Genomic DNA, 13,772 nt, shown 5'->3' with positions numbered 1-13,772 from the left:
ATAGAGAGGTTGATATGAATTTTCTATTTGTAGCACTTGGTGGTGCCTTGGGTGCAGTAGCGCGATATGCAATAAGTCTGATTCCTGTTAAGACTTATTTTCCGATATTAACTCTGATTACAAATATCCTCGGTGCCATACTAATTGGATTCGTTGTTGGAATTACCAGTAACCGAGAAAGTGTATCTGATAATACCATTCTTTTCTGGAAGACAGGGGTGTGTGGAGGTTTTACCACATTCTCTACATTTTCCCTTGAAGCTTTTAATTTGTTTGAGAAGAAACAATATATGAATGGCGGATTATATGTGGCACTGAGTTGTTGTTGCTGCATATTTGGAATTCTATGCGGAAAGAAACTTGCGACGATAATAAAACTTTGAATTTCAGGATAATGAAATAAGCAAATCGGTTTTTCTGGTTAAAACAGGAGGCGCCTTATGAAATTAAATCGCATTCATCATATTGCGGTGATTTGTTCCGACAAAGACACTGCTCTGAACTTTTACCATAATAAGCTTGGCTTTCGAATTCTGCGAGAGAACTATAGACCGGAACGGGATGATTGGAAGATTGACCTTAAGCTCGATGACAGCGAAATTGAACTTTTTATTATGAAGGATCATCCACTCCGTCCTTCTCCCGAAGCTTACGGATTGCGTCATCTTGCTTTCCGTGTAGATAGTGTAGATGAGACCGTCGCAGAATTGGAGTCTATGGGTATCCCTTGTGAACCGATACGACGGGATGCTTTCACGGGTGAAAAAATGACGTTTTTCCGTGACCCGGACGGGCTTCCTTTGGAAATACATGAGTAAACTACTTGTGACAAATGAGATTGGTCTGGCTGAAGTGTTAGCAAGTTCTCCCGGAAAACAATGCAGAACGACAAATCGGCGTTTGTAGGGCTCTTATGTGAGAGAAAGAACTCGACAACTTCACGATTTTTCGAGATGAATGATAGAACATAAAATCCGAAGTTATGATATGTGTGCTTGACACAAAACCCAGAAAAAGTAAGATTTTTTCTGGGTTTGAGACAATTTTAATATGTGATTTTTAATCGTTAGGGTTGTGCGTCAAGCTAGTGTCTGAACTGTAACGCATCTGGTGAATATAACGGTTAATGAAGTAAACTAGTTTGACTAAAACCACTGCTTATGATATCTTTACTATAGTGAACGTACTGGAGATACTTGTGAAGCCTCCGGTCCGGAGGGTCCCTGCGGGGGCCTTTCGTTATTTTAGGAGATATTATGGACAAACCATTTAAGACTTACGATGAACTCCTAGATTTCTTGGAAAAAGAGAAGGAACTTGATATACCGGATAGGGAAGGTGCCAAACGGATATTAGGAAAAATTAGTTACTATTCACTTATCACCGGATATAAAGATATTTTCAAAGATAAGACAACCGGATATTATAAGAAGGATGTGGCTTTTGAAGATATCTACAGTTTGTATAAGTTTGATAGAGATCTTCGGAGCATCTTTTTAAAATATATTCTGATAGCCGAAAAGAGCGTAAAGACTTCTTTGGCATACCATTTCTGCGATATTCATGGTGAGGATCAGAAGGAGTATTGCTTGTTAAGCAATTATGATGTGAATGGAAAGAATGCAAATGGTATTAATAAATTGCTTTCGATTTTCCAGTTTAATCTTTCGGGAAAAACGGACTATGTATACATAAATCATTACATTACAGCACATCAAAATGTTCCACTGTGGATTATGGTGCAGGTCCTTACATTAGGGCAGTTTGCCCATATGTTTGACTATTTGAAGGCTGCAGCACCTATACGTGTTTGTATGGATTATCATAATATATCAAGAAATCAGATGCATTCATTCTTATCTGTTATGACAAAGCATAGAAATGTATGTGCTCATGGAGATCGATTCTATAGCTATAGGACAAAGGATAGTATTTCAGATACTATTATTCACAGCAAATTAAAGATATTTCAGAATAATGGCAGATATATACAGGGAAAAGACGATGTTTTTGCTGAGGTTATTATTCTGAAATATCTGCTAGATAGAGAAGACTTCAGGGATTTTCAGAGAGAATTGTCACAGTGTTTTAAGAAATATAATCCAAGCGAAGAAATAATCGAGAAAATGGGATTTCCTCAGAATTGGAAAAATGTGATAAGGTATTCCATTTGACATTATGAGAATATTGAGTTGCCACCAGCCGCATACAGCAGCCCTGAGCTTTCTACCGTACGCAGCAGGTAAACAGCAACTCGCCCTAGGAATGCCCAAAACAAGGCACTTAAGACAGTGAAAAAGTTCTCAAAGAGATAATCGATCTGCTATTGCAGATTTCAAAAGACTCGGTACTATGTACCGGGTCTTTTTTGTGTGATTTTTTTTACAACGCACCTGTGATAGAATAACTATCTACGAGAAAGGAAAGGGCAGTTAATGGGTATTTATAAGCTAAAGCCCGCCTGTAAGGATTACCTTTGGGGTGACCACAAGCTGGTGGATGATTTTGGAATAGAATACGATGGCGATGTATTAGCTGAGCTTCCCTATTCTGATAAAGCTCATAGATGCAAGGAAGCCTCTTTCAATCCAGGTACATCCCGATGAAGTATATGCCAAGGCCAACGAAGGCCAGCACGGTAAGACAGAGATGTGGTATGTGCAGATGTTATATGTCAGGGAGAATGCATCAGAGCTAAAAAAGGAGAGTCGCTGTTTGTGACTGCGGGAAGCGGAGAATTTACAATAGACGGAAATGCCGAGGTCCTTATCACCTGGGTCCCGTGAATAAAGCAAAGATTGTACAGGTAGCTGGTAAGGCTGCCTGTTTTTTTGTGTTTTTATGCATTTTTTATTTAATTTTATTAAAAAAAATAAACGTAGAATAGTGCAATGTTTATCTGTATAATGTATATAGGTGGATATTTATTATATTGAAAGGAGTGTCGCTATGTCAAGGACAACTGAAAACAAGAAGAATAAGGTCAGTTTTTTCAAATCCATTCCGGTTCAGATTTTGTTCTTTAATATTCTGATGTTGCTGGTATTTAACATAGTAAGCTACATTGTTAACGATGGAATATCATCCATGTCTGACAGTGCTCAGGGTATAATTGCCGGAGTAACCGAGCTGGTTCATAAAGAGGGAACAGTTAAGGAAGATCTGGCCAGGATTGAAGGAACGATCCAGAGCGCAATGGGACTATGGTCATATTACACTGATGCTGATAAAGAGAGAATCGTAAGCGAGCTTAAATCCTACGAGAGCGAAGTGACCACTCTTGTAAAAGAAATCGGCGATGAGTTTACTATATATGGCAATCCAAACGCAACGACACAGCTTGATGCTTCGACAAAGGCTCTTATTGCGAACGTTGATGAAGTGTTCAATATCATGATGACAACCGGCGATGTACGTGTTGCCTCGGAGATACTTACCGGAGATTATGTGACTAACATGGAAGGTGTCAAAGCAGGCATGACAACCCTTGATGCATCGGTGGATGCACTTCAGGGTAATGTTTTAAATTATATGGCACAGTCAAAAAGTAAGATAACTGTCATGAATGTAACAGGAATGGTTGTGTTTATCGTGTGCCTTCTTTTGAACCTCTATGTTTCATTTGTTCTTATCACCAAAGTTATTGTTAAGATTTCCGACTCTGTTCAGGAAATTATAAATGATATCAACGCCGGAAAGGGTGACCTTACAGCAAGAGTAAATGTTAAGACCGGAAATGAGCTTGTATTTATAAGAGACGGCATAAATGATTTTATTGAAACCCTGCAGGGCGTAATGAAAGATGTTAAGAGCGGAACACTCATTCTTACAGATTCCGCAGACAAGATGACCTCACAGATCGCTTTGGCTAACGACAACATCACCAACACATCAGCGGCGCTTGAGGAGCTTTCAGCCAGCATGGACAATGTGTCAACTACAGCTTCTCACATTAAGGAGCAGCTCAATGATGTAAGAGATGCGGTGGAGAGCATCAATGATGAGGTTGCTTCAGGAAAAGAGCGTGCAGGCGAGATCCAGAAGGAAGCTGATACCATTAAGAATGAGGCTATGCAGAAGAAGGAGAATACAGGTGCCAGAGTTGAGGCGCTCAGCAAGACCCTTGATGAGTCAGTAAAGGAAAGTGAGCAGGTTAATCAGATCGGAGAACTTACCAAGGTTATCCTCGATATAGCTTCCCAGACAAACCTTCTTGCACTTAACGCCAGCATTGAGGCTGCAAGAGCAGGTGAAGCCGGCAAGGGCTTTGCGGTAGTTGCGCAGGAGATCAGTGCACTTGCCGATAACAGCAGACAGACAGCCGGAAATATTCAGACTATAAGTGAGAATGTGACAAAGGCTGTTCAGGAGCTTTCGAATAATGCCATCGAGGTTGTAGATTTTATCAACAATACTGTTATTGCCGATTATGAAGCCTTTGTTGAGACAGGAGAGAAATACGAGAGTACAGCAGAGATAATGAATGAAATTCTTGAAGGCTTTACTGAGAAGGCAGACTCTCTTGATAACACAATGCACAGCATGTCAGACTCAATTCTTACAATCACCGATTCCGTTGAAGAGTCCACACAGGCCATCAGCCTTTCAGCTTCCAACTCTACGGAGATTGTGGGAGAAATTCAAGAAATCGGAGAGGCCATGGATAATAACAATCAGGTTACGAACAAACTTAGCGACAGTACAAAGAAGTTTATAAACGTATAATACTATTTGATATTTTTTTAATAAAAATGGGGCTGTCGCACTAATTGCTTAGTGCGACAGCCCATTTTTCGTTGGATCCCTTGGCTTTTGTGAAAACTCGTCACATTTGCTGTGGATTTTTATGTGATACCTTAGATGAAGCATCGCCATCATCAGTATCTTTTTTCCCTCATAAGACCTGCAGGTCCATCTCTATGCTACGGTAAAGCATCGCTACCTTCACTGAAATGGTATCTGTCAAACACGGCTGGCCTTTTGTAAAGCGTAAGCTACTTGGACTGCTGTGTTTTTTATGTTCTGATTATTTATACGAATGATGGAAAAGAAATGGCCAAAAAATTTAAAAAATTTTTTGAGGTTAATCATGCGCTCTTTTACTATATAAATATCGCTTGTGGAAGAAAAATAATGATTATTTCGCATTATAAGCTGATTATTTCCAGATAAAAAAGGGTTAATATGGTATCAGAGTTTGTTGGTCGGAGGGTACTATGCAATTAAAAAATAAAGAACATAACAGTAAATTAACTATTTTTTATTCTGGGGTATTATTTCAGGCTCTTTTTCAGAAGAATTTGGATGGAGAGGATTTTTGACGGACCGCTTGTTTAATAAAGATAAGCTTGTGCAGATGTCACTTTTTATAGGATTTATCTGGGGTGTGTGGCATTTGCCGCTGTATTTTTATCCTGCTCAGTTGCAGCATCAAAGGTTTGTGATGAACCCAATTTTTGTTGAAATAGTAATTGATGTGCTTTTCTTTGTGATAATCACACGGACAAAGTTCTTTAAAAAGAGATTGGATAGTATTAGATAAAATAAAAAGAAAAATGTTGGAGCCACGATAATGGAACGTGAAGAATTAAAAGCGGCAATTGTTAGGGATTTAAGCTCCGTGTTGTAGGTGTTTTGTTTATTTTGGTGGGATGCTTTGTATTTGGGGGATGTATAGAAACCGGAGTTTTATTATTTCAGTTATTTCCTCTTATCTATGTTGTTGTCGGGATATGGGTGCTTCTAATTGGCCTGGGGAAGGTGAAATTTTATGATCTAAGGCGGGATATTGCTATAAAGGTGATATTGGGAATTATTATAGGTGGATGGCTGGTGGTGTTTGCTTTGATGTTTTTGGAGAGTAAAGGGGTTCTTAGTTTGCCCATGTCGGGATAAAATATATGAAGCCGTAGCACTTTTTATATGAAAAAATGCTGCGCATTGTGTTAGGGAGGACCCTCCGGTGTGGGGCCAAACTTTACAGTCAAGCCTACAGCTTTTCAAGTTTTGGGCAGAGTGAGTTTCTTGAGGCCAAGACAGTATTCGAATGCGACTAAGAGCATGAAGGCAGTTGCTATAGCCAACAAAACTTATTTTTTCTCCGATTGATAATTGTATATTCTTCCGATTTGGGATAATATCATCATAATAATGTAAAAATAAGGTTGATAAACAAAACATGAAAAAACTTAAAATCACCTTTAATTCCCCAGTGGTACTGGGATTCATATTCATAAGTCTGGCGGTGTTGTGGGGTACAGGCTGAACAAGAAGTGATGATGTGAGATTCGATTACGGATCGAGGAAGAAATATGCTTAGGATTGCAATCGTAGAGGATGAAAAAGAATACCAGGCAAGTCTTGTTGAGTACCTTAGCAGATATGAAAAAGACCATAACGATAATTTTATTGTAAGAACCTTTTATGATGGTATAGATATACTGGATGACTATACATCGGATTATGATATTATCTTTCTTGATATACATATGAAACATCAGGATGGTATGACAACAGCGAAAAAGATAAGAGAATTAGATCCTGATGTGATCATAGTCTTCATAACTGCACTTGCTCAGTATGCGATAGAAGGCTATAAGGTTAATGCTTTGGATTTTATATTAAAGCCGGTTGTATATGAGCAGCTTGTCGTTACAATGGACCGGGTGCTGAAAACATCTGATAAGTTTCGGAAAGATAAGACACTTATTGTTCTTGATGATGGTGCGAAGCGGAAAGTGTCTGTCATTGATATTTATTACATCGAGGTAGTGGCGCATGATGTATTTGTTCATTGCAGTTTTGGTACTTTGGAGCACAAGCGAAGCACTCTTACCGCAATGGCAGAAGAATTATCGGACTATAATTTTGTAAAAGCGGGCCAGTCTCAGCTGGTTAATCTTAAATATGTTGATCAGATAAATGGAGACATAGTACGGGTTCATGGTGAGGATATTTACCTAAGCAGGAGTCAGAAAAAGAATTTTTTGGCTGCATTTGCGCAGTATGTAGGAGCGGAAATATAGATGGACGGATTCAATTTCAGATATCTGCTGGAGATGCTGATGCCAACTATTGGGCTCTGCATAGTAATTGGAAAAAGAAAAAATGGACTTATAAAGGCAATATGTTGCATTGCTGTAAGTCAGATTTTTAACTATGCTATGATTTTGGCGGCAAAAAATGTTGGCTATGCCGAAACAGAGATCATAACCGGGATGGCAGGATATGCTTTTATTATCGGATGGTTCATAGTTTCGTGGCTTTTTGTTGTGGCCTCAATATATTTGTGGACCGAGGTAACGTTATATGAGGCTGTATACATTTTTGCAGTTAGTTATTCCATAGAACATATCTTTTATTGCATAAGGACGTTAGTTGAGTATGTTTCAAATGGTAAAATCCTGGCAGATCAGCCTGTTATATACATGGCGTGCCTCATTGGTTCATTTCTTTTGGCTTACTATTGGTTTGCCAAGGGAACGGTGAAAAATGGCAGATTTTATGTTGAGACGGTTACTGCTACTTCGGCAACTATCGGAATTCTGCTTATTGTATGGCTTCTTAGTCTGGTATCGGGGATTTTTGGATTTACTTATCTTCATTGCATTTATGCGATCTTGAGCTGCATTTTTATACTTTCTAACCAGCGTGCGCAGCTTATCAGGGAGAATGAAAGGGCGGAGTTTAAGGTCAAGGAGCAGATTTGGAAGGATACTCAGGCAAGATATGAGATTTCAAAAGATGCCATGGCTATCGTAAACCAGCATTATCATGATATGAAACATCAGATAAGTGCGCTGGCTAGTATGGAAGATGATGAGAAGCGGCGTGGGATTCTATCTGAGATGGAAAATGATATAGCGGTGTATGATGCAGTTGTCAGAACAGGAAATGAGTATCTGGATACAGTTCTTACAGAGAAAAAACTGATCTGCCATAGTAAGCATATTCAGATGAGTTGTATCGCAGATGGATCACAGCTTTCTTTTATGGATGAGATAGATCTTTATACGCTGATGGGGAATGCCCTTGATAACGCGATTGAAGCAAACGAGAAGATAGCGGATACAGCTAGGCGCTGGATTTCTGTTCAGATACAGGACAAAAAAGGAATTGTTCTTGTTGAAATTATTAACCCATATGAAGGGGATATAAAGATGAATGGGGATGTTCCGGAGACATCAAAAGAGGATAAAATAAGTCACGGCTTTGGAAGCGGCAGCATTAAGGCAATCACTGAAAAATACAAAGGCCAGATGATAATAAAGACCGATAATAACAAATATCTTCTCAGGCTGATTTTTACAGAAAATGGCAACTGAATTACCGGATTTGACAAAGAAAAAGCAGGATATGACAAAACCTGCTTTTTTTATTTGCAAAATGATAATCTCATAGCACAGAAAACGCGCATTTTTTAAAGGAGAGGGTTATGAGTAAAGGAAGAAAAATAGTCGGAACAATCATACGCAGCATTCTGATAGTATTTTTGGCCATGATCATAGTTGCGTTAAATAGCATTTTACCAAACTATGCAAGAATGGCTGACAGTATGATAGGTGGTATTAATACGAAGAAGAACAATTCCAAGGTCGATACTACGGGACTTGATCTTGAGTATAACAAAGCGGATTATACAAAAGATTCAATCAAGGAGGCAGAAGCAGAGCTTCATCAGAGGATTGCTGATGAGGGCACGATTCTTTTGAGTAATGAAGAAAGTGCACTTCCTAAAGCAGCAGATTCAGTCTTTAGCTTTTTTAGTGTTAATTCAGCGACTGTTACTGCTAATGGTTCAATGACTGGCGGAAGAAGTCTTAAAGACATTTTCAGTAATGCAGGAGTGGCGTTAAATACAGAATTATTTGAATTTTATAAGGAACAGTCCAAGAACTATGGACTTGGCAGCGGCTCAATATCATATGGTGATGTAGAAGATTTCAGTATCAACGAGGTGCCGCTTTCAGTACTTCTTGAAAATGGATCAGTAATGGATTCGGTAAAAGGAACTGTGCCAGTATATTTTCTTAAGAGAGTAGCAGGCGAAGGAAGAGACATGCCAAGATCCATGTACAGCCATGCATCTTCTGAAGAGGATAAGGCAAGGACATATCTTGAGCCCGACAGCACTGAACTTGAGATTCTGTCATATCTGAATGAGAATTTTGATGAGATTATTCTTGTCAGCAATTCAAATGCAGCGCTTGATTTTGATTTCATTAAGGATTTTCCTAACATAAAAGCAGTTATCTCAGCTACAGCAATAGAGTCACTGCCATACATTTTGACAGGACAGGTGAACCCATCAGGAAGGACTGTTGATACATTTGCTTCAGATCCTCTTTCTTCACCTTCTGCTATGAACTTTGGTGACTATCAGTATTCAGACTCAAACGGGAATCTGACCAAGTACAATTATGTTACATATGAAGAAGGTATCTACGTAGGTTACAAGTATTACGAAACCAGATATGAGGATGTTGTTTTAAAACAGGGAAATGCAAGTGATTATGATTACACATCTGAGGTTGTTTATCCTTTTGGATATGGACTTTCATATACAACATTTGAGTGGTCAAACATGGATGTTTCCTGGAGTGATGATACATGTAATATCACAGTAAACGTTAAGAATACAGGATCTGTATCCGGTAAGGATGTTGTAGAGATCTACGCTCAAAGTCCATATACTCAGTATGACATTGATAATGGTGTGGAAAAATCGTCTGTTCAGCTCGTGGCTTATGAAAAGACTGGGGAACTTGCTCCGGGAGAATACGAGACAGTAAAGCTTTCATTTGATAAGGCACAGCTTAAAGCCTATGATTCAAGCAATGCAAAGACATATATTTTTGACGCAGGCGATTATTACATCACAGCTGCAAAGAACGCTCACGCAGCTATAAACAATATTCTTGCGGCAAAAGATGTATCATCAGCTCTTGTCAGCACATCAGGCTTGTCTTCAGAGAATGTGACTAAGGGTGGAGATATTTCTTTTGTAAGCCTGTATACTCCTGATAATGCAGATGTAGATACAGTTACTTATGCAAAAGACAGCTACTCAGGTGTAGATATTACTAACAGACTTGATGATGCAAGAGGTGAGAATACCTATCTTACAAGAAGTGACTGGACAGGTACTTTCCCAACACATGATGGAGTACCAAGTGCTCAGATAAGCACATGGGGAAATGAGATAAATGGAAGTGACGGAGTATCTTATACGTATACAAAGACTGCTTCAGACGAACTTATAGCACAGCTTGACAGTTTTGATTCGGGAACGACGGTAGATAAGGCATCACTTTCAGAGACTAAGATTGTATACGGTGCTGATAATGGACTTAAGCTCATCGACCTCAGAGGCCTCGATTATGATGATCCATTATGGGATGATCTTTTGGATGAACTTACAGCTGAGGAAATTTATAATGCCATCGGTGTAAGTGGATATGGAATCGAATATATTAAATCTATAGAGAAGCCATTTAACATAGATGCGGATACAGCGTCAGGTCTTATCTATGGCGGAACCGGGGCTATGTTCCCGAGTGCAATGACACTGGCACAATGTTGGAACCCTGCCTTGGCTCTTGAGTTTGGAACGATGATAGGTAATGAGGGACTTCTTGGCGGCGCAGACGGATGGTATGCTCCTTCAATGAATATACACAGAACTCCTTTCTCTGGAAGAAATGGTGAGTATTATTCAGAAGACGCCTTCCTTTCAGGCGTAGTTGGCTCAAATGCAGCATACGGAGCTGCTTCCAAGGGTATGTATACTTACATTAAACATTTTGCATTCAATGATCAGGAAAATCACCGTGGAGACAGGGATGGCCAGTACAGTATTGCAACGTGGTTAAATGAGCAGGCTGCCAGAGAGATTTACCTTGTTCCTTTTGAAATGACAATGAAAGCCGGAAACGTGACTCTTAATTACGTTGAGAAGCAGGAAGATGGAAGTTATAAGAATGCTTCTAAAGAGATAAGAGCTTCGCAGGCAGTCATGACCTCTTTTAACAGAGTTGGTGCTACATGGGCCGGAGGAGATTATGGTCTGCTTACCGGAATTCTGCGAAATGAATGGGATTTTGATGGCCTTGTTATGACAGATAATGCTAATACAGGTGTCTTCATGGACGGCTATCAGATGACTGAAGCGGGTGGAGATGTGAAACTTACATCGCTTCCTTCTGCAGCCAGATATAACTTTGATAAAAATGATCCTGCAACATATTATTACGCAAGAGAAGCAATGCATCATACTCTTTATACTGTAGTCAACAGTAAGGCCATGAATGGCGCCATGCCCGGAACAGTTATCAAGGACGGCACAAGAACTACTGATCATTTGGTGAGAATTGTAACTGTTGTATGCGTGCTGCTGATTGTTCTTCAGATTTATAAGATATTCAGGCTTTACAAGCCTACAGCTAAAAAGCTCGCAAAACTTAAGGAAAAAGCTGAGAAAAAGGCCGCAAAACAAGGCAATACCTAATTGATAGATAACATAGAAAAATACCACCAGTCCCGGTCAGGCTGGTGGTATTTTGATGCGCTTTGGCAGCAGTTAAAAATGCAGTTTATACAGTGGTTACAGGTTTTCCTCGCCCCATTTTTTTAGTTCCAGCAAAATTGGGATGAGGCTTTTTGTTTTTTCGGTAAGAGTGTATTCAACCCTTACAGGCATTTCATCGTACTGTTTTCTCTCAACTAGGCCGTCTGCCTCAAGCTCTTTTAAGGAATTGGCTAGCATAGTGTTGGTGATTCCGTGAATTGAGCGGCTTAATTCGCCGTATCTTACAACTTCATTTTTGTCGATGACGCATAGGATCATGATCTTCCACTTGCCGCCAACAGTATCGATAACTTTTTTTAAACCACAATCTTTTCCTGCGATATCTTCGCATAAAGGCTCTTTTGTCTCATTTTTTCTCAGGGTATCTTTTTCCTTACTAGATAAAAAACTGCGTACTTGATATAAAAAGTATACCACATATAATTAAAGCATCAGCTGAGAAAAACAAGTAGTTTTGATGAATTTATTAGAAAGGCGCTGTTTATGAGAAAGGCAGTTAATGATGTAAAAAGATGTGTTGCCTGTGGTGTCTGCGCGTTGCAGTGTCCAAGAGAGGCTATAGACATCTATAGGGGCTGCCATGCAGCAGTGGATATCGATAAATATGTTGGATGTGGTATTTGCGAAAAAGCTTGTCCTGCCGGTTCAATCAGAGTAGAGGAGGTGCAGGATGGCATCCAATAAGAAGAAACACTGGTATGACTATCTTTGGATATGGACAATAGTATATTTTGCCCTTGGATTTTTTAATATTTTGTTTGCGTGGCTTGGAATGATAGATTTCATACTTCCGCTGATTTTTGCGATAGCCGATGGGAATAAATGGTTCTGCAATCATATGTGCGGAAGAGGGCAGCTTTTCTGGGTGCTTGGAAGGAATCTGAAATGTTCCAGAAGAAAGCCTGCGCCAAAGTGGATTTCCTCAAAGTGATTTAGATACGGATTTCTTACATTTTTTATGACGATGTTTGGAACCATGATTTTTCAGACGTATCTGGTCTTCTCGGGAGCTGATTCTTTTTTGCTTGGATCTAAAAGTGTTTTCACAAATAGCAAAATAACATACATCTTTTTGCTGATATAATCATGTAATCTTTGCTCTGACAGAAATATAATGAATTCATCATCAAGCAACAGATGACAATGGTTTTTAATTTGAGAGAGGAAGGTGAGGAATCATGCCGTCGCTGCTTTTTATCATATTTTTCTTTTGGATTTTTGGAAAAATGATTGGCTTTGCATTCAGAGCAAGTTGGAGCATCATCAAAGTTATGTTCACATTGGTGTTCCTTCCACTTATTCTTGTGGGCCTTGTGCTTAAAGGACTTGTTGCTATAGCATTGCCGGTGCTGTTGGTAGTTGGGCTCTTTAGCCTTCTGGACAGGGCCTGAAAATGAAAGAGGACAAGGAAATGACAATGGACAAAAGATTTAAAAAGGTTTATTCACAGGGAGCAGTTAATGTTACTGAGATCTGGGTTGACCAGGATACAGGTGTTAACTATGTGTTCCATGCAAGCGGATATGCTGGAGGACTTACACCCATGCTGGACGGGGATGGTAAGCCGGTAATCAGTCCAGTTGAAAATAGATAGTACTCGGCAAAGGCGGTCTGTGGTGACCATTACCATGGACCGCCTTTAAAACACTCTTATCAATAAATATCGTTCGGGCAAAAATCAATTTAAAGGTAAAACCAGAGCGATCCGGCGGCACAAAGCTATAGGGACTCGAAAGAGTTAGCCAGCTGCAATCATTATAGGAGCTGGCAATCAGCTCCATTTTTTTCACTAAAAGTAGTAAAAGTGGTTCAAATCCAGTATATATGCGCGTTGTTACTATTTACAGATTAAATGAGGATACATAATGAAGCTTACATTGGTGGGCTTTATTTTATGTATGAAAAGGTTAGAATTTTCTTATTAAGCAAATCGGCGTTTGTCGGGCTGAAGTTGGCGTGTTATATCGGAATATAATCTGATAGTGATGAAAGAAATGGAAGCAATATTTGGAGAAAGTTCATATATCGATTCGTGGATGCAGCTTGTTCGAAAGGTTAGCTGGAATTTCCCCGGGCTCGAAACAGAAGAGAATTTAGAAGAACATAAGCAGACTGTATTGAAGTTTATGAACAAGCTGCAAGCTGTATGTGTCAAAGACAGTGAAACTATTGTGGGAGTTCTTCT

General features: G+C 39.4%; 14 protein-coding genes, 2 pseudogenes and 1 riboswitch. Of the genes and pseudogenes, 15 read left to right on the top strand and 1 reads right to left on the bottom strand.

The annotated features are described in order from the left end of the window. Positions 1-14: 14 nt before the first annotated feature. The 10 genes from crcB (at position 15) to G585_RS0116090 (ending at position 11,506) form a co-directional block, all read left to right on the top strand. A complete protein-coding gene (gene crcB / locus G585_RS0116145) occupies positions 15-383 on the top strand; it encodes a fluoride efflux transporter CrcB (RefSeq protein WP_026497041.1) in 369 nt (122 codons plus the stop codon). 57 nt (positions 384-440) lie between these two features. Continuing rightward, positions 441-818 (top strand): SMU1112c/YaeR family gloxylase I-like metalloprotein, encoded by a 378-nt coding sequence (gene gloA2, locus G585_RS0116140; RefSeq protein WP_022767537.1) that lies wholly within the window; start codon positions 441-443, stop codon positions 816-818. A 438-nt stretch (positions 819-1,256) separates the two neighbouring features. Continuing rightward, entirely contained in the window at positions 1,257-2,174 is a 918-nt protein-coding gene (locus tag G585_RS0116135) for an Abi family protein (protein WP_022776381.1), read from the top strand. A 261-nt stretch (positions 2,175-2,435) separates the two neighbouring features. Further along, complete coding sequence (locus G585_RS19435; RefSeq protein WP_022776380.1) at positions 2,436-2,606, top strand: hypothetical protein; 171 nt, start codon at positions 2,436-2,438, stop codon at positions 2,604-2,606. Continuing rightward, on the top strand, positions 2,536-2,721 hold the full coding sequence (locus tag G585_RS20175) for a type I phosphomannose isomerase catalytic subunit (RefSeq protein WP_442852426.1): 186 nt from the start codon (positions 2,536-2,538) through the stop codon (positions 2,719-2,721). Before G585_RS19435 ends, G585_RS20175 begins: the two co-directional genes overlap by 71 nt. Positions 2,722-2,949: 228 nt before the next feature. Continuing rightward, complete coding sequence (locus G585_RS0116120; RefSeq protein ID WP_022776377.1) at positions 2,950-4,725, top strand: methyl-accepting chemotaxis protein; 1,776 nt, start codon at positions 2,950-2,952, stop codon at positions 4,723-4,725. Between the two features lie 523 nt (positions 4,726-5,248). Beyond that, on the top strand, positions 5,249-5,542 hold the full coding sequence (locus tag G585_RS20170; RefSeq protein ID WP_081644870.1) for a CPBP family intramembrane glutamic endopeptidase: 294 nt from the start codon (positions 5,249-5,251) through the stop codon (positions 5,540-5,542). Positions 5,543-6,311: 769 nt separating this feature from the next. Then, positions 6,312-7,025, top strand: a complete 714-nt coding sequence (locus tag G585_RS0116100) for a LytR/AlgR family response regulator transcription factor (protein ID WP_022776371.1) — start codon at positions 6,312-6,314, stop codon at positions 7,023-7,025. Next, positions 7,026-8,324, top strand: coding sequence for an ATP-binding protein (locus tag G585_RS19225; protein WP_022776370.1), 1,299 nt, complete (start codon positions 7,026-7,028; stop codon positions 8,322-8,324). Between the two features lie 110 nt (positions 8,325-8,434). Next, positions 8,435-11,506, top strand: a complete 3,072-nt coding sequence (locus tag G585_RS0116090) for a glycoside hydrolase family 3 N-terminal domain-containing protein (protein WP_022776368.1) — start codon at positions 8,435-8,437, stop codon at positions 11,504-11,506. 96 nt (positions 11,507-11,602) lie between these two features. Here G585_RS0116090 and G585_RS0116085 read toward each other — a convergent pair whose 3' ends face one another. Then, positions 11,603-12,004 (bottom strand): winged helix-turn-helix transcriptional regulator, encoded by a 402-nt coding sequence (locus tag G585_RS0116085; RefSeq protein ID WP_022776367.1) that lies wholly within the window; start codon positions 12,002-12,004, stop codon positions 11,603-11,605. A 66-nt stretch (positions 12,005-12,070) separates the two neighbouring features. Between G585_RS0116085 and G585_RS0116080 the strand changes: the two genes are divergently transcribed. The 5 genes and pseudogenes from G585_RS0116080 to G585_RS19795 form a co-directional block, all read left to right on the top strand. Then, positions 12,071-12,271: a DUF362 domain-containing protein gene (locus G585_RS0116080; protein ID WP_022776365.1), complete on the top strand. Its 201-nt coding sequence runs from the start codon at positions 12,071-12,073 to the stop codon at positions 12,269-12,271. Further along, positions 12,258-12,635, top strand: a pseudogene (locus G585_RS18510) (4Fe-4S binding protein); the annotation flags it as partial. The gene G585_RS0116080 and the pseudogene G585_RS18510, both read left to right, overlap by 14 nt. Before the next feature lie 130 nt (positions 12,636-12,765). Beyond that, on the top strand, positions 12,766-12,978 hold the full coding sequence (locus G585_RS0116070) for a hypothetical protein (RefSeq protein WP_022776364.1): 213 nt from the start codon (positions 12,766-12,768) through the stop codon (positions 12,976-12,978). A 20-nt stretch (positions 12,979-12,998) separates the two neighbouring features. Then, the gene (locus G585_RS0116065; RefSeq protein ID WP_022776362.1) at positions 12,999-13,181 is read left to right on the top strand and encodes a DUF6440 family protein; all 183 of its coding nucleotides are present in this window, start codon (positions 12,999-13,001) and stop codon (positions 13,179-13,181) included. A gap of 84 nt (positions 13,182-13,265) precedes the next feature. Then, a riboswitch (cyclic di-GMP riboswitch) is annotated at positions 13,266-13,341 on the top strand. Positions 13,342-13,581: 240 nt separating this feature from the next. Further along, positions 13,582-13,772: pseudogene (locus G585_RS19795) on the top strand (hypothetical protein); the annotation flags it as partial.

Origin of the sequence: Butyrivibrio sp. AE2015 (assembly GCF_000420825.1) — a bacterium.
Classification (GTDB): Bacteria; Bacillota; Clostridia; order Lachnospirales; family Lachnospiraceae; genus Butyrivibrio.
This window is presented reverse-complemented; position numbering and strand designations above follow the sequence as displayed.